Genomic DNA, 25,906 nt, shown 5'->3' on the forward strand with positions numbered 1-25,906 from the left:
GCGGCAATCTATCACCTTACGCGTCATTGCGAGGACGAAGGACGAAGCAATCTCTTTCCAAGTCTAAGTGTGCTGTATTCACAGTGAGATTGCTTGGAGTTACGTCCTTTCAGGCCGTGAGCTCCCTTCGGTCGGTTCGTGCCTCGCAATGATGGATGCTTTGGGTGGCGCAACGGGCAAATAAGAAAGGCGAGCTCTTTCGAACTCGCCTTTCACCCACTTACCTGAAAAAACATCAGTGCTTCACGAGCTTCATCACGGCTCCCGAAGTTTCTTCACGTATAAAGTAGATTCCTGCTGAGAATGAACTGGCATCGATGCTGGTTCGTCCGTTGATGGTTGTTGATAGAACCACTTCTCCCATGGCATTCATCACACTGATCTGTGTAGTGGCAGCGGCCTCAATCACAAACTCATTGGCGAATGGGTTCGGGTAGATGTTCAAAGAACTTGCAGCTGCTTCGTTCACTCCAACCGATAGCACCTCTATGTATTGGCTCGGAGTTACACCCGGCTCGCATGGGAAATCGATGAATGTAGCTTCCAAAGAATAGTTGCCACTTACCGTAGGGGTGTAGGTCAAGCCAGTGGCATTCGGTATCGCGTTGCCTTCCAACAACCATTGGAACGTATGCGTGGTCGGATTGCCAAAAGCAAAAAGATCAGTGCCATCCTGATAAAAATAAATATCTGCCATGACCGAATTCTGATTGGAGGTCAAACTTACCGGTACACTTTGCGTCTGTCCGCAGGCATTGTAAGCGATGGCACTGAGGCTAACCGGACCATTCCAAGCACCTGTGGCCTGAATATAAACACTGCTATCCGTGTCGGCCGTAGCAATCCATGTACTCAACGATTGATAGAAGATCTGTCGGGTGGTTGTTGTAGCATCATACTGGAAACTGTAGAATTCGGCAGGCGCATCTTTGCACAGAACCAAGCTTCCGCTCACCAAAGTAGCCGCAGCAGGTGGCTCTTGGAACACCGTCACCTCGTGGGTCTCCGTCCGAGCGAAGCACACGTTGGTCTTGGTAAAGGTGATATCGCCCGACTCTCCGGCCGTGAACACACCGCCATTGCTGTTCGGATAGGTGCTGGTCTGCACCCAGTTGTTAGGCGTGGTCCAAGAGATCGTTTCTCCAGTTGCTTCAACATAAACCGGTGCGCCACCACCCACACAAATAGTGGCGGGTGCTGTGATGGAGAACGGAGCAGGAGGAGTGACAACCGGCAAAGCAATCTGTTGGTCTGGACCAGTTGAACAAACATTCTCAGCGCGCACGGTGAATGAAAGGTATTGATAGTTGAACATAGGATCGGCCGGCACCGTCATGGTCAGCACATTGCCGTTCAAGACGCCCGTCCAATCGTTCTCTGGCGTGAAACTGTAGGAAGTAGCATTCGGGTGAAAAAGGGTGTATTCCACTTCCTGTCCGGCACAAGCTGGGCCTGCTGCGGTAACGGTAGGTACGCTATTGATAGCCAAACAGGTGTTAAACGCGAACACTTGTCCACGCTCAGTTTCGTCCAGTGCGCGGTCATAAACCAGGAGGTCGTCAAGGTATCCGTCCAGTTTGCCAGTGGCAGTTTGAGCACCTGTGGCATTCGCTGTGGCGTTCTGGCCAAGGCTAAACACATCGCCAGCGCTGTAGCTGATGGGGTCAAGACCAGCAGAGGCACTTCCCTGAAAGCCGTTGTTCACGTACATGTAATAAGTCCCCCCTTCCCTCATAAGGACGTAATGACGCCAAGTTGTCTGAGCATTCGGGAGGTTGCCGCCATACTGAAATCCTCCACCACCAGAGGTATAGAGGAATCCGTATAATCTCACATTCCCGTTAACCAGAGCATGATGAAATCCTGCTTTATCTGCCAAAGACACCAGCATGGCATTAGCCACCAGTTCGGGCGATGATTTGGACCAAAAAGCAATCGTGAAATCGCCTGTGAGCTGAAGCGCTGCGTTGTCGTCCAGGCTATAATTCACTTTGTGATCGCTAGCAGACACGAACTGAAGGCACTTGTTGGCCTCGCCATTACGGTCGGTGGCTCCAAGTGCAGAAAACACAGATGGAGTGATGGTACTTGGGCCTGCCGCGTTACCGTTGCCATCCAACGGGAAATAGGCTACCAACCCACTGGTCGGATACTGGGCCATGGAAACTCCTGAAAGAAGCATCAGGCCTAATGATAGAAAATGTTTTTTCATATGATGATAAGTTGAATTTGAGCGCAAAACTCGTTTGAAGCCGTTTCATCGAGCGGCACGATCTTCCCAAACCCCGAAATCGTTTTCCGAAGCCCTGCTTTATTTTCATCGATACCTTGTTTCTTTGGATCAGCCCTCAATCGGGCCGTACTTTTGCCACACATGCGCCTCCATCCTCTTTGGCTTAGCTGTTTCTGCCTGCTGCTTTTCGCCATGCGAGAGGCAAGGGCGCAGCAACCCATGGTGCAGCATTGGTCGCAGGCTTCGGGCATTCCTTCCAATATTGTTTTTGATGCCGTTCAGGATCATCGGGGCTACATCTGGTTCGGCAACGAAAAGGGCCTGAGCCGATTTGACGGCAAGGACGCCATCACCTACACCCATCCGAAGATGAACGGCACGGCTGTGAGCAACGTTTTAGAAGATGGATCGGGCCGCATCTGGTGCCAGAATTTCATTGGGCAATTGTTCTATGTGCTCAACGATTCGATGTACTTCGAACAGCAGATCGCCAGCAATAGCAACTATGCTCCCATGCTGCTCGATGCCAAGGGGCAACTTATCACCGCCCTCGGAAACAAGATCCAGATCTACGATCAGAAAGAGCGGAAACTGCTCATGACATTGGAAGTGGACGAGGAGGTGAATACGCTCCATCAGCAGCAGAACAAGCTTTGGGCAATGACCTCCGGCAAACTCTACCTATTTCAGGATGGAGAACCTAAGCAAACGCTCGAATTTACGGGTCTTCTCGACTTGGGTGCAAATCTCTTGGCTAGCATGGGAGATAAGGTCTATGCTTTTCCCAAAACGGGCAATTCGGGATTGGTCTTTGAGTTGGGCGAAAACAGCAAAGCTATTTCGGCTCTTCCGCCCGATCAGGTCGTTCAATCGGTGCGGGTCTTTGGCGATACCATGATTTGGGTGGGCACCACAGGCGGGCTCTACCTCTTCGACCGCCATTTAAAGCCCTACAGCTGGTTTCCACAGCCCTTGTTGCAAGGCCGAAGCGTGTCTTCCACGATGATCGATGCCAACGGGGCTTATTGGGTTACCACCATCGACAATGGGATTTATCGCATACCAGATCTGCGCAGCGTTTACTGGGAAAAGCAGGACGCACAATTCACGGTTTTCAATCATCAACTCGAAGGTTCAAAGGTCTTGGTAGGTACCGAGTCGGGAGATGTGCTCGAAGTGTTGAATGGCGGCCTCAGCCGTTTCGTTTCGGCCAAGGCAAAGCATCGGGTCAATGTGGTCTTTCATGATGAATCAAAGGAATTGACCGTGGTGGCAGCCGATCGGGTCTATGTTTCGCAGAATGGGGTCGAGCTGAGTACCATGACAGCCGCTGGCAAGGACATTCTTAAAACGGATGACAGCGGTCCGATTGTGATGGCGGGAACAAGTACCGTCAATTTGCTTGACCCACAGAATCCCAAGGCCGAAATGAAGCAAATCGGAATGGGTGCTGCCGCTTTTCGTTCCACTGCCGCTGCTTACAACGCCAGCACAGGAAAGGCACAGGTTGCCACCAGTTTGGGCATCTGGGAATTCGACCCAAAGACTGATTCCGTTGCAGTTCCACTTTACGGGGATGTGCTTGCCAATCGCCTTGTTTGGGTGGGCGACACCTTGATCGCCTCCACGTTGCAAGAAGGAATTCTCATGCTTCGCGATGGCAAGGTAATCGGAAATCTGGAACAGCCACAAGGCCCCTTCAGCCGAATGGAATTGGTGGGGAACGTGCTTTATGTACGAAAGGAAAGGACCATTCACGCCATCGATCCGCGCACTTGGAAGCACCGAAGCGTGAACACCTCATTCCTCAACAATGGAGATGTGATCACCGACTTTACGATAAGGAATGGTCAACTCTTTCTTGCTGTTGGAAACCGGATTATCCGGTCTGAGCTGAATTTTGAGACGAACCCACGTGTTGTCCCACTGGTTGAGCTCACAGAGTTCCGAAGCAACGACCGACCTATCGCGGTGATTGGCCCCATCTCGCTTCATCACGAACAGAACAGCATTCAGTTGCACTATGCCGTGCCGTGGTTTGGCGATCTGAGCGCGCTGGCCGTTCAGTATCGGGTAAACGATGGCCTGTGGCAGACCAACGACCCCATGTCGCGAATGGTCAATCTGCCTTTTCTCTCGCCTGGCGATTACCGATTGGAATTACGAACGCTCTTGAGTGATGGTCGTGTTTCAGAAAGCACTTCGCTTGAAATGCGCATTCGCCCACCGCTTTACAAACGTTGGTGGTTTCAGTTGCTGGGCATTCTTTTCCTCGCAGCAGCTTTCTATGCTTTGTATCGCTATCGCGTAAGGTTGATGAGCCGACAGAATCTCTTGCTTCAGCAGAAATTGAAGCTAGAACAAGACCTAGAACGCTCCATGCTGGCTTCCATCCGTTCGCAGATGAACCCGCATTTCATCTTCAATGCGCTCAATACCATTCAGAGTTACATCTACATGAACGACCGAACCAACGCGGTCAACTACCTCGGAAAATTCGCACAGCTAACGCGAAAGGTCCTCGATCTGAGTACCAACGAATTGGTTACGCTGCGCGAAGAATTGGATGCGCTCAATCTGTATCTTGAGTTGGAAAAGATGCGATTTGAAGAAAGTTTGGAAGTAGAAGTGAACGTTGATTCTGCCATCGATATCGACCTCATCAAGATTCCGCCCATGCTTATTCAGCCTTATGTCGAGAATGCGCTGAAACACGGTCTGCTTCATCGCAAAGAACATCGGAAACTGAGTTGTTCGTTTCGGGTAGATAGCGCGTCACTCGTGGTCACCATCACCGACAATGGCGTTGGGCGAAAGCGGTCTGAAGAATTAAATGCCAAAGCCGCGCGCCACAGGCCGTTTTCAACCGAGGCCACGCAGAAACGATTGGAGCTGATGAACCGAGCATTGCCCAATGGGTTTACGGTCGAATACATCGATAGGCAAGCGGAAGACGGACAATCCGAAGGCACAACAGTAGTACTTAGAATGCCTATCGCAGTGCAATCATTAACAAGCAATTAGAGAACAGGATGGAGAGGATGAAAGCGATCATTGTGGATGATGAGACCCGCGCACGCCAAATGCTTCGTGCCATGCTGGCCGATCTGTGCCCCGAAGTGGAGGTGGTTGCCGATTGCGATGACCTGCCCAATGGCATCAAGGCCATCAAACGTCTTGCTCCTCAATTGGTTTTCCTCGACATAGAAATGCCGAGCTATAGCGGCTTGGAAATACTCGATTTTTTCAGCGAAGGCGAAGTGAATTTCGACATCATCTTCACCACCGCCTACGACCATTATGCCATTCAGGCGTTCAAGGTTTCTGCTGTAGATTATCTGCTCAAACCCATTTCTCCCAACGAACTGCGTGCGGCTGTTCTTCGGGTCATCAACCGCAACAAACGAGAGTTGGAGCCGCTCGAACTATTGCGCCAGAATTTGAATTCGGAAGCGAACTCGAAGTTGGCGGTTCCGCAGCTGAACGGCTATCGCTTCATCGACCATTCGGATATTCTTTACCTGAAAGGCGAACGGGCCTATGCCACCATCTTCCTAAATGATGGAAGCTCTGTTTTGGCAAGTCGAAACCTCAAATATTTCGAGCAGCTATTGACCGATAGTTCGAAATTCTTCCGTTGTCATCGTTCGTTTATTGTCAATGTCGATCACATTACGGAGTATGTGAAAACGGATGGTGGTAATCTCATCCTGCAAGGCAACCGACATGTAAGTGTGGCCATGGACCGCGTTCCCGTTCTGATGGAAAGATTGGGACGTTGACAAACGAAAAAGGCGCACCCTTTCGAATGCGCCTTTCACCCACTTACCTGAAAAAACATCAGTTCTTCACGAGCTTCATCACGGCTCCTGAAGTTTCTTCCTGCACAAAGTAGATGCCTGAAGTAAGGTTGCTTGCATCAATGCTTGTTCTTCCGTTTATCGTTCTTGAAAGAACAACTTCTCCCAAGGCGTTCATCACACGGATCTGTGTTGGTTGGATGGTTTCAATCACAAATTCTGAGTTGAACGGGTTCGGGTAGATGTTTAAACCGTTTGTAGTAGCATCAGCAATTCCTGTTGCAACGCCTGTGTAAGCGAATGGGTCGGAGGTGCCGCTGCAGCCAGATTCTGTCACGGAAACGGTGTAGTCGCCATCGGCCGTTGGGGTGTAGCTGTAGTTGTTTGCTCCGCTGATGGGGTTTCCATCCAAATACCACTGAAGGTTGAAGAAGGTTCCACCTGTTACCTCAAGTGTTCCCATGTTGTCCACTATTTCGGGCTGCGGATCAATTACCGTGATGGTGGTAGTAGCCGAAGCTGTGCAACCGAACGTGGTGCTGGTGGCAGTAAACGTGTAAGTGGTGGTCTCAGTTGGTGAAACGGTGACATTTGCAGAAGTCATTCCTCCAGGCTGCCAATCCAATACGGAGTTGTGGGCTACTTGGCTGGACAACATGCGGGAAGCTCCAAGACAGATGCTTGTATTGCCTCCAAATATGGTAGCTGAATTGTCAACACCAGTGTTTACAAGCACATAGTCAGAAGTAATACTAACCCCACAAGCGGAAACGATGACCTGATAGTAGGTAGACCCTTCTGTTGCATTATAGGTGGCATCATTCGCCCCAACAATATCAGACATGTTGGCGTTATTGTTCGGACTGGACTGCCATTGGTATGTGATGCCTGAACCGATCGCGTCAACGGTTATTGCGCGAAATCCTTCAGTCGGGCAGATATAAAGTGATGACGGAAGGGGTGCAAGGATAACTGGGCCGCTTCCTGCCACGCTGCATTCGACAGAGTAAGAGATTGTTCCACAATCGGTGGTCAACTTCGCTCTATAGTATCCGGCAAGCGATATGACGAGGTCTGAACCAACCTCTCCGGTCATGTCCTCCCAATCGCTAACGAAGTTCTGCCACTGAACAGTGGTTGTCTGTTCGGCAACTGCCACGCTGATGGTTGTGGTGGTTGAACCTTGGCAAATACCAACCGCTGATGGAGGTTGGGAAGTGATGACCGCTGGAGGACAGCCACCTGTTGCATTGAAAACCGGATCATCATTCGCGTTATCGACATGGCCTTGAATGCCAGTAATTCCACCGGAATCGATCGTTTGGGTTCCGTTTGACGGAGTTTGCGCAAAGGCGCTAGAGAAAAGTAAGGATGAAATGAGTACTGAGTATAGTTTTCGCATGATGAATTGGGTTTGAAATTCGCGCGAAAGTCCAAAAGCGAATTCAAGTTCTGCGAGACCAATTCACGAAACGCCCTTCTGGCTTTACGAAACGCCCTATACAAGAAAGGCGCATCCTTTCGAATGCGCCTTTCACCCACTTACCTGAAAAAACATCAGTTCTTCACGAGCTTCATCACGGCTCCTGAAGTTTCTTCCTGTACAAAGTAGATGCCTGACGAAAGGCTGCTTGCATCAATGCTTGTTCTTCCGTTTATCGTTCTTGAAAGAACAACTTCTCCCAAGGCGTTCATCACACGAATCTGTGTTGGTTGGATGGTTTCAATCACAAATTCTGAGTTGAACGGGTTCGGGTAGATGCTTAAACCGTTTGTAGTAGCATTTGCAATTCCTGTTGCAACGCCTGTGTAAGCGAATGGGTCAGAGGTATTGCTGCAGCTACCCTCAACTACATAAACCGTGTAATCGCCATCCACTGTTGGTGTGTAAGTAGCACTTACAGCACCTTGAATGATGTTTCCATCCAAATACCACTGAAAGCCATTGAAAGTTCCGCCAGTTATTTCCAAGGTTCCCATGTTTTCCACAATCTCTGGTTGAGGGTCAACTACGGTAACAGTTGCAGTGGTGGTAGCCGAACATCCGAAAGTATTGCTGGTGGCAGTCACGGTATATGTGGTTGTTTCGGTTGGAGAAACGAGATACTGTCCGTTGCCTGTGCCATTGGCTGGCGACCAAACAAAGGAGCTGCTCTGAGCCACTTGTGTTACAATGGTTACGCTTTGCCCCGCACAGATTGTCCCTAGGCCTGGAGAAAACCCTCCAATGGTTATAGAGTTATCGGAACCGTTTGCAACCTGAATATAGTTGGAGGTGATTGAGTTGCCGCAAGCGGTAACTATCACTGTGTAATAAACGTCTGGAATTGCAGCTTGATACGTTTCGTTAGTAGCTCCAACGATGGAGTTCTGGTTTCCATACGGCTGTCCTGCCATATTGCGATACCATTGGTAGGTCATTCCTTCACCCACTGCAAAGGCATTCAGTTCTACATGACCAACCGAAGGGCAGATGTATGATGGAGAAGCATTTTGCGAAACGAATGCTGGAGCATCAACAGCCACCTCGGTCTCTTCAGAATAGCCATAAGCACCGCAAGCACTCTGAGTTTCTACCCGATAGGTTCCGGCCGTGGTCACGGTTATCGTTGAACCGGTCTGGTTGGTCAAGTAACCCCATCCGTTGCCTGTGTTCACCTGCCAAACAAGAGTGGCATCCGTATCTGCGACATCAATACTAATGTCGGCAGAACCGCCACTACAGAATGCTACAGCAGCTGGCGGTTGCGTGGTGATTACAGCTTGATCGCAGATCTCCTCGTTGTAAAGATCAAGGACTTCTTGAGCAGAAAGAACACGGTTGTAAACGCGCAGGTCGTCAAATTTTCCATCCAAATATTGGGTTGTTCCGCACTGAGCACCACTGGCGCCAGCATAACGGGCGGCACTCAAATGAGCCGTTCCGTTGTCCATTCCGTTACCAATTCCGGTGCTTACGGTTTCTGAGATGCTGGTGGTCTGAAGTACACCGTTGATGTAGATCTTCATTCCCGAAAGATTGTTACTTATCAACTGCCCGACATTCACGGAATAAACGATGTGCGTCCAAGCATTGGCCGAAACCGTACCATTGGTTCTGTAGCGCACGTGGCCGCCAGTAAGCGCCCCGAAGAGCTGAGCCTCTACTTGATTGGAAGCATTGATCAAAAACGCATATTCGCGACCTGCCAATCCGCAGGTGCTTTCAAAAGCGGCCTTGCCAAGCATGTATCGGTAAGTGCTGTTTATCTGGTCAAATTTTACCCAGAATGAGAAAGCGAAATCGTTGGTTCCGCCTGTTTCAACGTCAAATACGTCACCGAATGTCAAATATGCAGCAGTAGGAAGGTCGTAGGCGTTTCCCGCGTTTCCGAAGCGGTCTGTGGTCGTCACTGCGCCCGGTTGGGCGACAGCAGATGTAGAAGTGTAGAAATCGTACAATGAACCGTTCGTAAACGTCCATTGGCCAACAAGTCCGCTCGTTGGAACCTGTGCAAAAGCGCTCGTAATAAAGATGAATGAAAAGAGTACTGAGTATAATTTTCGCATGATGAATTGGGTTTGAAATTCATGCGAAAATCTAACCGCGAACTCAGCTTTTAAGACGGCAATTCACGAAACGGCTGTTTGGGTTTATGAAACCGCTAACCGACCTTGATGCGCTGCAAAGTTTCTTCAATAAACGCCTTCTTTTCCTTAGGAACGGAAACCGTTTGACCGTTATCAAGCACCAACAAACTTTCGGATTTGCTGTAGCGTTTCACAAAGTTGAAGTTGACCAGATAGGAGCGATGCACTCGTACCATGAACGGGCGATCTTCCAATACATTTTCGAAGAAGAGTAGGCGCTTGCTGACCAATAGTTCGGAGCCGTTTTCGAGATGCACTTTCGTGTAGGCGCCATCGGCCTCCAAGAGCACAATATCCTTTATCTCCACAAAAAGAAAACCGTCTGAAACAGGTAAAGCGATGCGATTGAAATCCTTGTTCTCTGCCGAACGCTCGGCCAATTGCATGCGTTCGCTCATCATTCCAGAAGCCGTTCGTTCCTTCAATTTTCGGATGGCATCCGTAAGCTTTTCGGGCTGAACAGGTTTGAGTAGATAATCCACCGCAGAAAGCTCAAACGCCTTGATGGCGTATTCGCTGTAAGCGGTCACAAAAATGATGTGGAAGTTCATTTCGGGAAAGAACTGCCCGATTTGCAAACCCGAATACTGCGGCATTTCCACATCCAGAAAAACAACTTCGGGTTTGTGGAGATTGATGGCGATCACGGCATCAGGAACGTTGACGCACATCGCCACCACTTCAACTTCGGGCACAGCTATTTCCAGCAATTGCTTCAGCCCCTTTCGGGCGCGCTCCTCATCGTCAACTAGGATGGCTTTGATCATGGCGCCATAAAAGTACGTTTCCAACTTGTGGAGTTGGCCGCTATCTTTGTATTGATGACGGTCAATTTTTACTTCACGAAGCATGCATTGATTGAAATGAGTGATGAAAACATCTCTATTCAAAACGTGAAAGAAGTTGTATTGAACGGAAAGGTGATTAGAACTTATCCTGAAGACCCCAAAGGTCTATCGCGACTGGTGCTCGGATTTCCTGATGGACGCGCCATTCATGTGGTTTGCGCACAACATCTGCAAACCGTTCACGTCATTACAGCATACCTGCCAAGTACCGACATTTGGGAGAACGATTTAGAAACGAAACGACAAGAGCCATGATTTGTAGCACCTGCCAAATTGGAACATGTAAAGAGGGAACGACCGAAGAATTGTTCAATAAGAACGGCCGTCTTATCATTCTGAAAGATTTGCCTGCTATGGTTTGCAACAATTGCGGAGCGAAGTTCTATAGTGAGCAAACCTCACAGATCATTCTAGATAATCTAAAGAAAGCGGAGAACTCAAATGCTGAATTGGAAGTTATCAGTGCCAAGGTGGCCTGAACCGTTCAATGGATCGGAATTGTCAGAATGACTTTCGTGCCGCTTGCCACATGGTTTTCATAAAGGTCGATCACCTCAACAGAACCTGAAATCCCTTTCCCGTTCTTCATAGCTTGAAGCCGATTTTCCGTGGCTTCGGAAGAAAAACTTCGGTGTTTCTTTTTCTGCTTCGCGAATTCTTCTGCCTTGGCGCGACCGACACCGTTGTCTTCGATCGTCACTTGAAGCACGCCACCGTTCTCTTCGAATTCGAGAACAAGTTTTCGGTTTTCTTGCAGATGAAGCAGGCCGTGTTTCAGTGCGTTTTCCACATAAGGCTGAATGAGCATAGGCGGAATGCGTGTTCCTTGAGCATCAATCTCAGGACCAATAACCATCGAAATTTCAAGTGTGTCACCAAAACGGAGTTTTTCCAATTCCAAGTATTGGTTCAGCATGTCAATTTCTTCGGAAAGACGAACCGTTTCCTTGGCCGAATTCTCCAAAATGGTGCGGGTCAGACCAGAGAAGGTCCCGAGGTAGCGGATAGCGTTCTTGGTATCTTTACTCAGCACCAACTCCTGAATAGAATTGAGTGCGTTGAACAGAAAATGCGGGTTCATCTGCGAACGCAATGCCGTGAGTTTTGAGGTGACGACCGCGTGCTCTAATGCTGCCTTTCTATTGATGTGGCGGATTCGAAGAAGGAACAATCCCGAGACCAGCGCGATGGACAAAGCAGCCACCAAAAGGTAAAACCACCACGTTTGCCAAAAGGGTGGATTGATGGTGAAACTGAATGAGACGAGCTCCTCGCTTTGCACATCATCTTCATTCAACGCAAATGCCTCAAATTGGAAACTTCCTGCAGGAAGGGCGTTATAAACGATCTCAATGTGATTACCTGTCTGTTCAGCCCAATTTGTGTCCAAACCGAGGAGTCGGTATTTCACTTTACAGCTTCCCCGACTTCGGAAGGCAAGCACCGACAGATCCACTTTCAGTTCGTTGAATGTGTAATTGTATGAAGCGTTCTCCGAATTTGAAATAAGACTATCGCCAAGCGAAATGGCATTGGTGATGAGTTTTGGAGGGGTCGCATTTGTAGGAATTGAAGCGGACGGAACGACCGTTAGACCATTGTGCGAAGCGAGGTAAACGTTTCCATTTGAAACGAGCATATCGTTCACTTCTTTCAACGGCATGCCATCCAGCAAACCGAAATGAGTGAATTTTCCATTGATAAAACGGTCCAGACCATTGGCGTGGGCAATCCAAACCGTGTCGTTGGCAAGCGCCATGCAATGAAGGTTGTCAGAACCCAGTCCGTTTGAAGTGTTGAATTCCTCAATGATCTTTCCTTCAGAAACCTTAAACAAGCCGTTCGAAATCGTGGCGATCCAAACATTATCCAAGGAATCTATCTGAATATCCGCAGCAAAAACGGGCTTTCCGTCTTTCAGAAATGGGACGAGGTTTAAGTCATTTCCGTAATAAACTCCGTCTTTGAATGCTGCCCAAATTTCTCCTTTGGAGGTAATGACAACCTTTCTACAAAATCCTTCACGAAGCTGTTTCCGTTCCCACTTTCTATCGACAGTAGGATGCAGTTTCGCGAGTTCTGTAACGGTTGCAATCAAAATGGTGTCGCCCTCCCACCGTACGAAGTCCTTTGCGTTTCCTCCAACAGATATTTCATCAATCTGTCCATTTTTCCAAATTGAAAAAGAACCACGTGCAGCTAGCAATTTCCCATCCTCAAACTGAAGTCGCTCAACTGTTCGGTGCATTCCATTTTTGGGCTCAAGGAATGGTCTGATCGTTTCCGATTTCGGATTGAATGTGATTACCGCACCATCAAAATTTCCCATCAGAATTTGGCCAGATGCATCTAAGGTCAGTGAGGTCGAATTGGACAACTTTTTGCCAAAAAGAGCTTTGCCGTAGGTGCGAATTCCGATGCTTGGCATTGCCAATATTCCGTTGTCCAAAGTGGTGAACCAAAGCGTTCCTTCACGGTCTTCCATCACGTCAGAAACACGCTGATCGGGGAAATAGGTTTTCGTTTCCGATCCATCAAACACCATGGCTCCAGCGTTAGTACATACCCAAAGTCTGTTCTGACGGTCGCTGCAGATTCGATTTACGCGAGCTGTGATCGGTTCGGCTTGAAAACCTTCAAAAAGTGCCACGCGATCTTCCTTTATCTCTAGCCAAACGGATTTCCCATTGCTTACCTGCTGCCAGAGAACGAGCGTCATTCCTTTCCATTTTGTAAAATAGCAACGGCCCTCAGAAAGCGTGGGGGAAATGGGAGCAAATGACAATGGAATGGCTTGACCAGTTATTGAATTTAGCTTATGAAACCCAGTTCCTCTAAAGTAAGTGATCACCTCACCCTGACCATCATTAAAGATTATGTCGATTTCTTGACGCTCGGAACCGGGAAGTTTGAAATGAGTGGTTTTACCGTTATCCGAGGCATGATAAATTCCATTGTCAGAACTGAGCCAAACTCCGTCTTGGCTTGTTCCAAAACTGGGAAATTGCTTCTGCTTTGACGACCAATCGACAAACAATTTTAGGCTGTCATTTTCAACTCGGAAAATCTGTCCAGTAAAGCTGCCGCACCACAGATTTCCCTTTGCATCCAACTCCAAATTGGAAAGTGCTCTACCGCTCATTTCCGGATTTGAGTATTGCTTGAATGCTGCGCCATCGTAGCGGAAAAGTCCTGCATTGCAGCCTATCCAGATGTAGCCTTCTTGATCTTGAAGAATGCGATAAACCTCCTTGCTGGGGATTTCATCGGGCGTCAAAGGATAGGAAAATGGCTGCTGTGCTAAAGCTGCAAAGCAGATCAGTATTCCAGTCAGAAATGAAATGGCCGTTTTCATCGCGGTTAAAAGTAGGGAGAGAAAAGAATTGAAACTCCAGACATCACCGTGTCGGATTGCCTAAAGGGTAGGGTTTTGGTGGGGTTAGTGGCAGGATTTGACCCGATAGCTTTGACATCACAAACTAAAACCCTTTTAACATGAAAACAACAATTACTTCAATTTTCAGCCTTTTTGCCTTGCCGCTTTTGGCACAGGTAACTATTGATCAAAGCAGTTTTCCTCGCCCAGCGGGATTCGTTGACAATGGAGTCCAAGCCGTGTCCAACGGAGTTGCGCTTCCAACGCATGGCGACAACCAAACTTGGGATTATGGTGGGTTGGTCTCTGCCCTTCCTACCACTACTGTTTATTATGATGCGAGTGGAGATTCAGATTTTCCAACCGCGTTGAACCACCGCGATCAGCAACTCAGCTTTCAAGGGTTTCCTATTCCGGCCAGCCTCTACGAAGCTGTTGATGCGGACGGATGGTACGAACAAGGCCGTGTGTTGCAAGAATCTATCAACTCTATTTCTTTTATGACAGGAGGAGCCAACGATGAACTCAATTTCCCTGCGCAGGTGCAGACATACGAAGGACGTTTAAATCTGCTGGATTTTCCTGTTCAGTATGAGGATACGTGGACTCAGAGCAATATCGAATACACTCAATTTGAGCTAACGGTCGCTGCGTATTCACTGAACAATACTCCTGGACAACAGAAACGCACCAACACGCACGTTAGAACTGTTGTGGGTCAGGGTCAACTTACCATTCCAGACGTAAACGGAAACCCTTCAGGTGCGTTGGATGCTGTACTTATTAAAGTGGAGCGTGCTGTTCTTGATAGCTTCTTTTTAGGCGGACAATTGGCTCCAGCACCGTTGTTGAATACATTCGGATTGACCCAAGGATCTATTTTCGAAGAGGAATATTACGTTTTCTATGTCCCTGGTTACATAACAACTGCGCTAAACATCAATCTTGATGAGCAAGGCGCTGTATCAACGGTGTTCTATCGTCCAGGTGCTGCCGAACTTTCTACTTCCATTGGAGATGACCTTTCTTTCAATGCGATGAAAATGTATCCGAACCCGGTTGCAGCAGGAGATGTGATGAACGTTGAACTTCAGGATAAAACTGATGCAACTACGATTGAATTGTTTGACATGACAGGTCGTCAAGTGTTCTCCACTCCGGTTTCAACCAGTTCAGGCGTTGCGCGAGTTGCACTCCCAACCAACCTTTCAGTTGGAATGTACAATATGGTTGTGCGAAGTGTTGATACTTCTGTTTTGAGTGTAAGTAAATTGATGGTGAAATAGTCAACCGATCAATAGGTCATTTTAAGCCCCGACCCGAAACTTCGGGTTGGGGCTTTTCATATAGCAACATGACAAGACAGACGTTTACATACAGTATCCTCAGTGGCATTCTGCTCGGATTAGCGAATAATGAGGTGTTCGGACTGCCGATGGCGCTTTTGGCGTGGGTTGCCCTCGTTCCGGTGTTGTTGGCATTGCGCCAAGCACAAGGATTCGTGGGCTATTTCTTCACGGGATATGTGTTCAGTCTGGTCTATCTTTTCATTGCCATGTTCTCGTTCCTCACCGCCTATTTCGTTGGAGGTGCGGTGCTCATTGCGGTGGGCGCGTTGCAGTTCAGCCTGCCGTTCGTGGTCAGCTATTTCTTGCAGAACAGAGTCGGTTGGAAACGGTCGCTGTTCATACTTCCGTTGCTGTGGCCTGTGGTTGAGTGGTTTGTGCTCGAATCAGCCCTTTCGATGCCGCTATTTGCCATGTACATCAGTCAGGCACCGATGCTGTGGCTGGTGCAGCATATCGACATTTTCGGCTACAGCGCCATTTCGTTTTGGCTGGTGCTACTGAACGTGCTGATCGCTATCGTCATTGCCGACACTTCCACCAACGCGACAGGAAAAGTGAGGTTGAAAAAGCTTTTCACCATTGCGTTTGCTATGTTCATGCCTCCGCTTGCTTATGCCTTTTTCATCCATTCTTCTTTAGAAGATAATTTGGACGAAAAGGTAACGGTGAGCCTCATCCAATCGGGCAATGCACCGCATCTGTTGGTCACGGATTCTGCCATGACGATGAACGTGATGAAGTATGCCGAATTAACCACATCGGCAGTAGAGCAATCCTCTTCCGATCTCGTGATTTGGCCAGAGGGCGCTATGCCTGTTCCGATTATAGAAAGGAAAGTTGCGCGCGAGCAATTGATGATCAATGTGCTGAAATGGAATACGCCTTTGCTCACAGGCTGTTTGGATAGGAAGCTTTACGAATCAGTTGAAGAAACACCCGCCTTGCAGCAATATCTTGATCGCGATTATGAGGTCTATAATTCTGCTGCAATGCTTACTCCTCAATTGGCTTGGCGCCATTTGAAAAATGGCCTCGATATAAGCAGTTTGAAATTATATCATAAGCAGCAACTGATGCCATTTACGGAGTATGTTCCGTATTCGGATAAGTGGCCGTGCTTATCAAAGCTGACAATTGATCTTGGCGATGGGGCCAATTTCAGTGCAGGAGAAGGACCTACATCGTTGCTTTTCGCCACGCGAGATGAGCGAGTTGTAAAGGTCAGCCCCATCATCTGTTGGGACATTTTCTATCCCTTGCCTTCGATAAAAGCAGCCCGAGAAGGCAAAAACTTCATCGCAGCACTCACCAACGAGAGCAGATTGGACGATTTGCCGACCATCGCCTATGAAGTAGAATGTTTCACACGACTCCGAAGCATTGAAACGAGGCGGTCCATTGCTAAATGCGGCACCACCGGACGAACCTTCTTCACCGACCCCTTCGGGCGGGTGTACGGGAAAGTGCCAACTCAGCAAGCGGTGAGTTCAACAGAAGAAGTGCAATTGTCTAAAACAAGAACAGTTTACAGTCGGTGGCCGCAGTGGTTTCCAATATTTTGTGCAATTGGAAGTGTGAGTATGTTCATCATCAGTTTCAAAACAGAGAACAAGTTTTTAGGATAAAGAATAGATTAGCTACACCAACATGGAAAAACAAATCCATAAACTAAATGAAGAAGCTTGGAGCCTTCGTATTAGCGATCGTTCCCGTTCTCATGAACTTGCTTCCGAAGCCTTGAAATTGGCAGAAGAGAGTAAAAGCAGGAATGAAATTCTTCAGGCGAAGCTCACACTGGCATCGGGAGCCAATTTCAGAATGGAATTGGATCTGTCGACAAAGCTGCTCGAGGAGGTGGATGTGTATATCCGCGATGAAACGCCAAGAACCATTGTGGCTCGATACCTTCACCAACGGTGTTACTGGCATTTTCAGAAGGCGGAGTTTCAGGAGGTGCTGAAAGTTGGTCGGGAAATGATCGAATTCATCAACGGCAAGGGTTTGCATGATGAGCGTGCATGGGTACTTACCACCATGGGCATTGTTCATCAAAGGATGGCGCAAAGCCATTTGGCATTGAACAGTTACCGACAAGCAGAGGAACTGCTGCAAAAGGTGGGAGACAGGTCGCAGCTATCGAACGTGAAAATGTCTATTGGTACCGCGCTGGGCGAACTGGAAAAAAAGGCCGAGGCGCAAGAAATGTTCAAAGAGGCTTTGAACCTGCGTTTATCTGTGGGTGGCGATTTTCATGCTGGAATGATCATTGGCAATATGGCCAAGATCTACTATCAGACAGGCGATTATCCGAAGTCGCTCCTACGCTGGGGCGAAGCCATTGAGCTCTTGCGTAAAGCGGGCGGCATGCCTTTTTGGGCGCAAAGCGTTGCCGGTCGAGCGGATACATTAAGGGCAATGGGTAAGATCGAGGAAGCTGAAACCGAGCTGAAAGGGGCAATTGAAGAGTCAGACAAGATTCCCGCACTCATCCTTATAAACGTACACATGGCTTTGGCGCGCATTTATGCCGACTCGCAACGTTGGGAGTTTTCGCTCAACACATTGAGAGATGCGGAAGCGCTAGTCACAGAATCGACCGACCACAGCCAGCTTTTTGACCTTTACACTGGTTTTCACATGGTTTTCAAAGCGCTTGGAATTACCAACGAGGCTCTGGAATATCACGAACGAATGTATTACCACCGCGAACGACATCTCAATGAGCTTAGCCTCAAACGCTTGGCAGAATGGGAAGCCTTGTACGATTTGCAGCGCACGCGCGAACGAGACCGTAAACTGTTGGAGAAGACCAAAACCATGCAGGAGGAACTGGCGGAAGTTATCAATGAGCGTGATGCACTACTTGATCGGGTTTCTAAATGCGACACACTGCTGGATGAGATGCTCGCGCTCATTCCAGCCAAAGCCAAGGGAAGGATTGAGCGTCTGGTGCGGAATGCACGGAAATTAGAGCAAGACCAGATTTCTGACGCAGTGCTTCAGACACGCATTTCTGAAGCGCATCCTACGTTGACGGTGGCCGAATTGCGCACCTGCACCATGATTGTTAGTGGCTGGAGCACGAAGGAAATGGCCGAGCGTAGCGGTACCAGCGTCAAGAACATTGAGAAGCACAGAGCCGCCATCAGACGCAAGGCGGGAATTCCCCGAAGCGTGTCGTTAACGGTTTACCTCAAAGGGCTGGTCAGGTTGGCATGAGCGTGCCCATCGGCACTTATTGAATGTAACGACCAAGCTTCTCCAAGACCCGCAAGTATCAGTAGGGTTCAAGTAGGGTTACTGTTGTAAAAACCCCCTATAGCTTTGAAAATCAAATCCCAAAGCTAATTATCATGAAAAAACATTACTCACTTATCCATCGGGCGGCTGTAGTATTCCTCGTCCTTGGCGCCTACTTCTTACAGACTTCTTCGGTAATGGCCACCATGACCTATTGCTACGAACCGTGTGGTGAAGAGAGTGACTTTCGGCAGACAACGGAAGGCTTAGACCGGCCTTCAGGTTTAGAGAACGATGCGATTCTTAACCTCAATTCCACCACAGTAAACCTTGCTTTTTCTATTGGTTCAAGCGCTGTCACTCAGATTGGAGGAACCGTTAAAGACAGCGATGGCAATTACATCGTTACCGGTGGGTTTACAGGCACCATAGAGTTTGGCAGCCAAACCATCACCTCCAGCAAGGATTACGATTTTTTCATAGCGAAATATGACAACAGCGGTGATCCGGTTTGGATAAGGACCGCAACTGGTCTGGTCAATTTGCCAGACTATCTTTCTGTTGATGGTGGCATTGCACTTACGGTTAATCCGACCACGGGCGAGATATATGTAGGCGGCACCTTCGTTAAGTCCATGCAATTTTTGGACGGAGATCAAGCAGTTGTCGCTTCGCTCAGTGACGGTCGGAACGATAACCTCGTCAACTACGAACTTTTTGTGGCGAAATATGATGCCGCTGGTGAGTTGGAATGGGCATTGGGTGGCGAGAGCGGAAGCAATGCTGCAGCTAGCAACCTCAACGAGGGCCGCAACATGATCACGAGCATCATTCTCGATGACGATGGATATCCGTATGTAGGAGGGCGTTTTTCAGGGACAAACCTCTTCGGAGAAACGGTAAGTGTGAGCGGAATGGGCGACTTCTTCTTGGCTTCGCTCGACTCGGACGGGAGCTCGCCATTCTGGGTTTCTATTGCAGGAACGCCTGGCGATGATGTTATCACTTCGCTTTCCATAGATGGTTTAGGCTACATCAACGTGCTTGGGGTGCTTGGTGAAGGACTTGTGGAATTCCCTAATTCGTCTGTTACATACGAGAACGGAACGGGCAACTACGACACGTTTGTGATGAGCTACGACATAAATGGCGACTGGTATTACGTGAGTTTCCTTGGAGCTGGCGAAGAGGTGGTTGGCAACGATGTTGCAAGCAATCTTGACGGCAGTATGTTCGTTGCGGGCCAATTTAAAGGAGAGGCAAGCTTTGTCGGTTCAAATATTGTTCTTGAATCGGATAGCGCGATTGATTGTGTCTTCCTAGTAAAATATGACTTACAAGGAGACGCCCTATGGGCAGTACGAAGTGGTGGTACGCATTACGCGAAAGCCAATCGTGTGGTCAACGATGCCGAGGGCAACGCCTATGTGTATGGTATATTCAGTGAGATGGCCATCTTCGGTATTGAGACAGCCGCGCCCGATACGCTTTACTCTAACGGCATCACGGACATGTTCCTCATGAAGTATGACGCTGATGGAAATTATCAATGGGTGCGAAGATTGGATGGAAGCGAGACGGAGAGTCTCGACCTCATTTCAAGTCTTGAGAACAACATTAGAAGCAACCCAACGCAGATGGTTTACAGTGATGTAAATGGTCCAGAGATCATCCTCAGCGGAGATTTCAATGGCACACTATTCGGACTCACAGCACCAACCGATGTGCGCCTCGGTTTTGTGGCTGCTATTGATGTGTCAGAGATTGTAACGGGTGTAGATGAGAATGCAGTTGCTAGCATCGGTCTGCTCGCTTATCCGAATCCGATGAACGGTGAAGGAATCGTGCAATTCTCATTAGATAGAACAGAAGTAGTTACAGCGGAGCTCACCAATGCTATTGGTCAAAAGGTTAGCACGCTTGCTTCAGGTTCATTCGGTACCGGACAGCATCGCGTTTCCATTGATCGAAACCAACTCGTAAGTGGCATTTACTTCTGCACCATCAATACATCACAAACTAGCGAGACGGTTCGCTTGGTTTTACTGTAAGCATTAGCATTGGCTGTAAGACAAGACCGAAAGAAAATTTTCCTTTCGGTCTTTCTTTTTTGCGTGACACCGTTTAGCATGGGCCCTTCCTTAATTGCTAAACGTTCTAACTTCGCGTTATGAGCGGTTCAACCTACAAGCGGCCATTACAACCAGCGCCAGCAAAACTTTACGAGAACGGGAAGTTCAGTTATGCCTCGTTCGATGGGCCGATATCAAACCCGAATCTGATAGATGCTGAACAGCCGTATCAACTTCCGCTGCCGCGATTACTGAAATGGATGCAGCTACGCGAATGGCAGGCTTTTCAGATAAGCAATGGAACGCACTTTGTAATGGTGGCGATCTATAATGCGAAGAAGATCTCGTTGCTACAGTTCATCGTTTACGATATCATCAACAACAAAAAATACCGTTACGAGAAGAAGGTAGCGCCTTGGTCTATTGATGTGGCAACGGGCTTGTTCGGAACAGAATCGAGCTACATCAGCAAGAATTTCAGCGTAGTTGCCAAGCATGATCTGAACAATAATTTGCTCGAACTCACGGCTTCCATCCGAAACCAGAAAGGATTGCCAGATGTGGAGGCGAAATTCAAAGGCATTCACGACACAAAACGCTACGAACCGATGGTGGTGTGCATGCCGTTTTCAGAGAAAAAGGCCATGTATTCGCACAAATGTCTGATGCCGGTTTCAGGGAGCATTCAGTTCGGGAAGGATGTAATTCCGTTCCCCGAGAAGATCAGCCAACTCATCATTGACGATCACAAAGGCTACTATCCATACCCGACCGTTTACGATTGGGTAACAGGAATGGGCCGCGATGCGGAAGGCAAACTGATTGGTTTCAATTGCACCGACAATCAGATTCTCGATCACGAAAAGAACAACGAGAATTGCCTTTGGCACGATGGAAAGTTGAGTGTGCTTCCACCCATAAAGGTCACGCGACCTGATGGTTATAAAGGCATTTGGTTCGTGAAAGACGAATACGGCACGATCGATCTGCAATTCCGTCCAGTCATTCACACAGCCGTGGACGTGAATCTGCTCATTCTGCGAAGCAAATACCAAGGCCCGTACGGTTTCTTCAATGGCTTCATCAAAAACCGCGATGGAGAGAAGATTGAGATAAAGGAAATGTTCGGAATGGGCGAGGATTTTTATCTGCGAGCTTGAATTAATTGAAAGTTAATTGCCTCGGATGCTGATTGAATGGTTACCAAAACTATTTTCGCACCAAAATCAAACATATGTTATCTGACAAAATTTCTCTTGTGGTTTTTGATATGGCTGGAACCACGATGGTTGACAATGGCGAGATCGAGGATTGTTTTCTTGAGGCCTGCGTTCAAAATGGATTGAACGTAAGTCGAGCACAGATCAATGCCATGATGGGTTGGTCTAAGATTGTGGTTTTCCAAACTTTCTGGAAAAAGAAACTGGGAGAAAACCATCCTGATCTGGAAGACAAAGTGGAGGAATCTTACAACACTTTCCGCGATCTTTTGGAAGCTCACTACGAAGAAACAGACCAGCATCCTACAGTTGGCGCGTTGGAAACAATGGCTTGGTTGCGCGATAATGGCGTGAAAGTGGCTTTGACTACCGGTTTTTACCGAGAAGTAACAGATATCATATTGGAGAAATTGGGATGGGATGAAGGCTTGGATGAGAATTACGTGTCCACCGGCAGTTCAATTATTGACATGTCTATCACTTCTGACGAAGTTCAAAAAGGCCGTCCGCATCCGTTCATGATCCAAAAAGCCATGAAGCAATTCGGAATCACAGACCCGAAAAAAGTGGTGAAAATCGGAGATACGCCTGTTGATCTTGCCGCTGGCCGAAATGCAAAATGCCTGTACAGCCTAGCGGTAACGAATGGTTCGCATACTGAGGCAGAACTTTCTAGGTTGGACAATGACGGATTGCTGCCAACAGTTGGGCATTTGAAAGGCTTCTTGATTGAGAAGCTTGGATTGAAAAATGCCTGATAATTCCATTGAAAAAACGGTCGAAGAGGTTTTCGGCCTCTTCAAAAAGCACGGCAATGCCGATTATATCGGTGAGGCCATTTCACAATTAGAACATGCTTGTCAGGCAGCGCAATGTGCCGAAAAGGAAGGCTTCGCAGAAGAAGTCATTCTGGCTGCGCTATTCCACGATATTGGTCATCTCTGCGAAATGAACGGAGACAAACCAAACATGGGCGGTTATGGCGTGATGGAACATGAAAAACTCGGTGCCGATTTTCTTCGTGCGCGAGGTTTCTCCGAAAATGTGGCGAAACTCGTTCAAAGCCATGTGGCAGCTAAGCGCTATTTGTGCTATGCCGATGTAGATTATTATGGCAAACTTTCCGAAGCATCCAAGAAAACACTCGAATATCAAGGTGGAATAATGAGTGCCGAAGAAGCTGTCGCGTTTGAAGAAGATCCGCTTTGCGCAACCATCATTCGCATGCGCCATTGGGACGAAATGGCCAAGGAAATTGGCGTTCCATTGCCCAATATGAAACAGTATGAAAAAATGGCGCAGAATCATCTGGATAACAGATGAATATCCAACTGAGGAACAGAAAAACTTGCTCATCAATTAGAAAACGGATTATCTTTCCTACATCATTCATGTCTGTTAACGGGAAATACGATCTTCAAGAACGGTTGATAACGTTTTCGGTAAGTATTATTGAGTTAGTGAGAAAGCTATCTGACAGTAAGGAATCACGCTACTTTGGAGGACAGATATTACGTTCTGGAAGTGCACCGGCTTTGATCTGTGCGGAAGCACAGGCAGCTGAATCTCGCAAAGACTTTATTCATAAAATGAAACTTTGTCAGAAGGAATTGCGTGAAACGTCCGTGAATCTCAGGATTATGAGCAAAACAGAAATCGCAAAACCTTCCTCGATTGAACCCATATTTAAAGAATGCGGAGAATTGAACGCGATTCTTTATTCATCAATTCAAACTGCTCAAAAGAACATCAATGCTTAGCTATTTATCCCAACGGAATTCACTTATTCTGTTCTTCCGTTCATCTGTTCACTAGTTATTCAGTTTACTTTCTAAAATGTCTTGGACGAATTACCACAGTCACACCAACTATTGTGACGGCACCAACACCCCAGAAGATTACATTAGAAAAGCACTTGCATTAGGAATGCCGACCTACGGCTTCTCATCGCATGCTCCAATCCCATTTTTCGATTGCAAATGGGCCATGAAGATTGATGATCTGGAAGGCTATGTTGACGAGATCTATCGTCTTCAGCAGAAGTATGAAGACCGGATCGAGATTCTTCTTGGTTTGGAGGTCGATTACATTCCTGATAAAATGGGCCCAACGGCCGATTTCCTACAAACGGCCGGACTCGATTACGCTGTTGGATCAATTCATTTTGTGGACTCGTTCACTGGCGGAAAAGGGTGGGAGATCGATGGAACGCTGGAAGCTTTCAAGAAAGGATTGCACGAGATATTTGGTGGCGATGTGAAAGCGGCCGTAACGCGCTATTTTGAACTTACACGAGAAATGCTTCTTGAGGATTGTCCTGAGATAGTCGGGCACCTCGATAAGATCAAAATGCAAAATCTGCGCGAGCACTTCTTTTCTGAAAATGACAAATGGTATCGCGATGAAATGATGCAAACCTTGGAAGCCATTTCCAAGACCGATGCCATCATGGAAGTGAATACGCGCGGACTTTATAAGAAACGTGCAAACGAAACGTATCCGAGCAAGTGGGTTTTGGAAGAGGCTTTGAAACTCGACATTCCAGTACAGATCAACAGCGATGGACACACTCCAGATGAGATTTTGGGCGAGTTCGGAACCGCTGCGGAATTGCTGTTGAATGTAGGCTACAATAGCTGTGTGATTCTCATTGATGGCGAATGGTCGGAGGTTGGTTTGACCAAAGAAGGCTACGACATCTAATTTCCATTCTTAACAATTCGGCAATGTTGTCACGTCATCCATTTCAGAACTTGGCAACTTGAAAAACCTCGGAAGCAACATCACCAAATGGTTGGCGAATTCGAATGGATTCGTCCTTTCGGTGTACGCCATTGTAGCGGCATTTTCCACCTATTCATGCATGTACGCGTTTCGCAAACCGTTCTCGGCTGCGAGTTTTGATGGAGTGGACGATATGTTCGGGCTTTCGTTCAAATCGGCCATTGTGATAGCGCAGGTTTTAGGCTACACGCTTTCTAAATTCATTGGAATAAAAGTGGTTTCCGAAATGGGACGAAACAAGCGTGGTTTGGCCATTCTTACATTGATCGGAATTGCAGAACTAGCACTTCTCGGGTTTGCTGCTGTTCCGGTCAAATTCAAATTTTTGTTCTTATTCCTAAACGGAATTCCACTCGGAATGGTGTGGGGATTGGTCTTTAGTTTCTTGGAAGGAAGACGCTACACCGAACTGATGGGCGCTGGATTGTGCGCCAGCTTCATATTTGCTTCTGGCTTTGTGAAAAGCGTAGGAAAATGGCTGCTTATTGAAGGTGTATCCGATTTCTGGATGCCTTTTGCGGTGGGAGCGATTTTCGCTGTTCCGTTGCTGTTTTTCGTTAGCATGTTATCGCTATTGCCCGACCCATCTAAAGAAGACGAGGAACTGCGAACCAAGCGCGAACCGATGACAGGTGCGCAACGAAAAGCGTTCTTCATGAACTTTGCCGGTGGATTGATTTCGCTGATCATCGTTTACATCATGCTCACTGCCTTCCGCGATTTCCGCGACAATTTCATGGCTGAAATTCTTGGCCAATTAGGCTTTGGAGATACACCGGCCATTTTCACCACTACCGAAATCCCAGTGACGATTGGTGTGTTGCTGATGTTGGCCTTCGTCATGTTCATCAGGAATAACATGTTGGCGCTCACCATCAATCATATCATTATCGGATTGGGCTGTGCGGCTGTTGGAGCCAGCACGTGGCTTTTTCATCACGATTTCATCGGACCCATTCCGTGGATCATGCTTACGGGTTTTGGCGCTTACATGGGCTACATTCCCTTCAATTGTATCCTTTTCGAGCGATTGATCGCGGCCTTCAAATACCCGAGCAACGCAGGCTTTCTCATCTACTTGGCTGATGCCTTCGGTTACCTCGGCAGCGTGGCTGTGCTATTTTACAAAGACTTCTTCGTCAGCGAGATGGATTGGCTCACATTTTTCACCTACGCATGCTACGCGCTCAGCATCGTTGGGGTGGTTTTCACCATCTTCGCCATCATTTATTTCGAACGTAGAAAACTGTTGCTCAACCGATGAACAGAATACCTGAAGAACAGGAAAACAGAAGAATTGATTGCTCTGTGAACTCTGTGCCTCTTTTTGTGCCCTCTGTGGTTCAACTTATAT

At 47.8% G+C, this 25,906-nt stretch carries 19 protein-coding genes; 14 read left to right on the forward strand and 5 right to left on the reverse strand.

Going from position 1 to position 25,906, the window contains the following annotated elements; all coding sequences use genetic code 11:
- Positions 1-235: 235 nt before the first annotated feature.
- Complete coding sequence (locus K9J17_10095; protein ID MCF8277076.1) at positions 236-2,212, reverse strand: T9SS type A sorting domain-containing protein; 1,977 nt, start codon at positions 2,210-2,212, stop codon at positions 236-238.
- A 162-nt stretch (positions 2,213-2,374) separates the two neighbouring features.
- On the opposite strand from K9J17_10095, the gene K9J17_10100 reads away from it, so the two are divergent.
- Together K9J17_10100 and K9J17_10105 are read left to right on the forward strand one after the other, a co-directional pair.
- Positions 2,375-5,257, forward strand: a complete 2,883-nt coding sequence (locus tag K9J17_10100; protein MCF8277077.1) for a histidine kinase — start codon at positions 2,375-2,377, stop codon at positions 5,255-5,257.
- A gap of 17 nt (positions 5,258-5,274) precedes the next feature.
- On the forward strand, positions 5,275-6,015 hold the full coding sequence (locus tag K9J17_10105; GenBank protein MCF8277078.1) for a LytTR family DNA-binding domain-containing protein: 741 nt from the start codon (positions 5,275-5,277) through the stop codon (positions 6,013-6,015).
- Positions 6,016-6,073: 58 nt separating this feature from the next.
- Here K9J17_10105 and K9J17_10110 read toward each other — a convergent pair whose 3' ends face one another.
- The 3 genes from K9J17_10110 to K9J17_10120 all read right to left on the reverse strand — a co-directional run bounded on the left by K9J17_10110 (position 6,074) and on the right by K9J17_10120 (position 10,454).
- Positions 6,074-7,435, reverse strand: coding sequence for a T9SS type A sorting domain-containing protein (locus tag K9J17_10110; GenBank protein MCF8277079.1), 1,362 nt, complete (start codon positions 7,433-7,435; stop codon positions 6,074-6,076).
- A gap of 155 nt (positions 7,436-7,590) precedes the next feature.
- On the reverse strand, positions 7,591-9,582 hold the full coding sequence (locus tag K9J17_10115) for a T9SS type A sorting domain-containing protein (GenBank protein ID MCF8277080.1): 1,992 nt from the start codon (positions 9,580-9,582) through the stop codon (positions 7,591-7,593).
- 95 nt (positions 9,583-9,677) lie between these two features.
- Positions 9,678-10,454 carry a response regulator gene (locus K9J17_10120; GenBank protein ID MCF8277081.1) on the reverse strand — a complete coding sequence of 259 codons (777 nt, stop codon included), beginning with the start codon at positions 10,452-10,454 and terminating at the stop codon, positions 9,678-9,680.
- A gap of 30 nt (positions 10,455-10,484) precedes the next feature.
- Here K9J17_10120 and K9J17_10125 point away from each other — a divergent pair, with 30 nt between their 5' ends.
- Positions 10,485-10,766, forward strand: coding sequence for a DUF4258 domain-containing protein (locus K9J17_10125; GenBank protein MCF8277082.1), 282 nt, complete (start codon positions 10,485-10,487; stop codon positions 10,764-10,766).
- Positions 10,763-10,990, forward strand: coding sequence for a YgiT-type zinc finger protein (locus K9J17_10130; protein MCF8277083.1), 228 nt, complete (start codon positions 10,763-10,765; stop codon positions 10,988-10,990). Before K9J17_10125 ends, K9J17_10130 begins: the two co-directional genes overlap by 4 nt.
- 5 nt (positions 10,991-10,995) lie before the next feature.
- Here K9J17_10130 and K9J17_10135 read toward each other — a convergent pair whose 3' ends face one another.
- Complete coding sequence (locus K9J17_10135; protein ID MCF8277084.1) at positions 10,996-13,866, reverse strand: histidine kinase; 2,871 nt, start codon at positions 13,864-13,866, stop codon at positions 10,996-10,998.
- A 140-nt stretch (positions 13,867-14,006) separates the two neighbouring features.
- On the opposite strand from K9J17_10135, the gene K9J17_10140 reads away from it, so the two are divergent.
- From K9J17_10140 to K9J17_10185, 10 genes are all read left to right on the forward strand, one after another.
- Positions 14,007-15,173, forward strand: a complete 1,167-nt coding sequence (locus tag K9J17_10140; protein ID MCF8277085.1) for a T9SS type A sorting domain-containing protein — start codon at positions 14,007-14,009, stop codon at positions 15,171-15,173.
- Positions 15,174-15,241: 68 nt separating this feature from the next.
- The gene (gene lnt / locus K9J17_10145; protein MCF8277086.1) at positions 15,242-16,861 is read left to right on the forward strand and encodes an apolipoprotein N-acyltransferase; all 1,620 of its coding nucleotides are present in this window, start codon (positions 15,242-15,244) and stop codon (positions 16,859-16,861) included.
- A gap of 22 nt (positions 16,862-16,883) precedes the next feature.
- Positions 16,884-18,455, forward strand: coding sequence for a tetratricopeptide repeat protein (locus tag K9J17_10150; protein ID MCF8277087.1), 1,572 nt, complete (start codon positions 16,884-16,886; stop codon positions 18,453-18,455).
- A gap of 134 nt (positions 18,456-18,589) precedes the next feature.
- Positions 18,590-20,527, forward strand: coding sequence for a T9SS type A sorting domain-containing protein (locus K9J17_10155; protein MCF8277088.1), 1,938 nt, complete (start codon positions 18,590-18,592; stop codon positions 20,525-20,527).
- A gap of 119 nt (positions 20,528-20,646) precedes the next feature.
- On the forward strand, positions 20,647-21,708 hold the full coding sequence (locus K9J17_10160; GenBank protein ID MCF8277089.1) for a DUF2804 domain-containing protein: 1,062 nt from the start codon (positions 20,647-20,649) through the stop codon (positions 21,706-21,708).
- A 74-nt stretch (positions 21,709-21,782) separates the two neighbouring features.
- Positions 21,783-22,526, forward strand: coding sequence for an HAD hydrolase-like protein (locus K9J17_10165; GenBank protein ID MCF8277090.1), 744 nt, complete (start codon positions 21,783-21,785; stop codon positions 22,524-22,526).
- Complete coding sequence (locus K9J17_10170; protein ID MCF8277091.1) at positions 22,519-23,091, forward strand: HDIG domain-containing protein; 573 nt, start codon at positions 22,519-22,521, stop codon at positions 23,089-23,091. The genes K9J17_10165 and K9J17_10170 overlap by 8 nt, the downstream gene beginning before the upstream one ends.
- A 68-nt stretch (positions 23,092-23,159) precedes the next feature.
- Entirely contained in the window at positions 23,160-23,528 is a 369-nt protein-coding gene (locus K9J17_10175) for a four helix bundle protein (GenBank protein ID MCF8277092.1), read from the forward strand.
- 76 nt (positions 23,529-23,604) lie between these two features.
- Positions 23,605-24,471: a histidinol-phosphatase gene (locus K9J17_10180; GenBank protein ID MCF8277093.1), complete on the forward strand. Its 867-nt coding sequence runs from the start codon at positions 23,605-23,607 to the stop codon at positions 24,469-24,471.
- Between the two features lie 160 nt (positions 24,472-24,631).
- Positions 24,632-25,816 carry a DUF5690 family protein gene (locus K9J17_10185; protein ID MCF8277094.1) on the forward strand — a complete coding sequence of 395 codons (1,185 nt, stop codon included), beginning with the start codon at positions 24,632-24,634 and terminating at the stop codon, positions 25,814-25,816.
- Positions 25,817-25,906: the final 90 nt, after the last annotated feature.

The organism is Flavobacteriales bacterium (assembly GCA_021739695.1).
In the GTDB taxonomy this organism is placed as follows: Bacteria; Bacteroidota; Bacteroidia; order UBA10329; family UBA10329; genus UBA10329.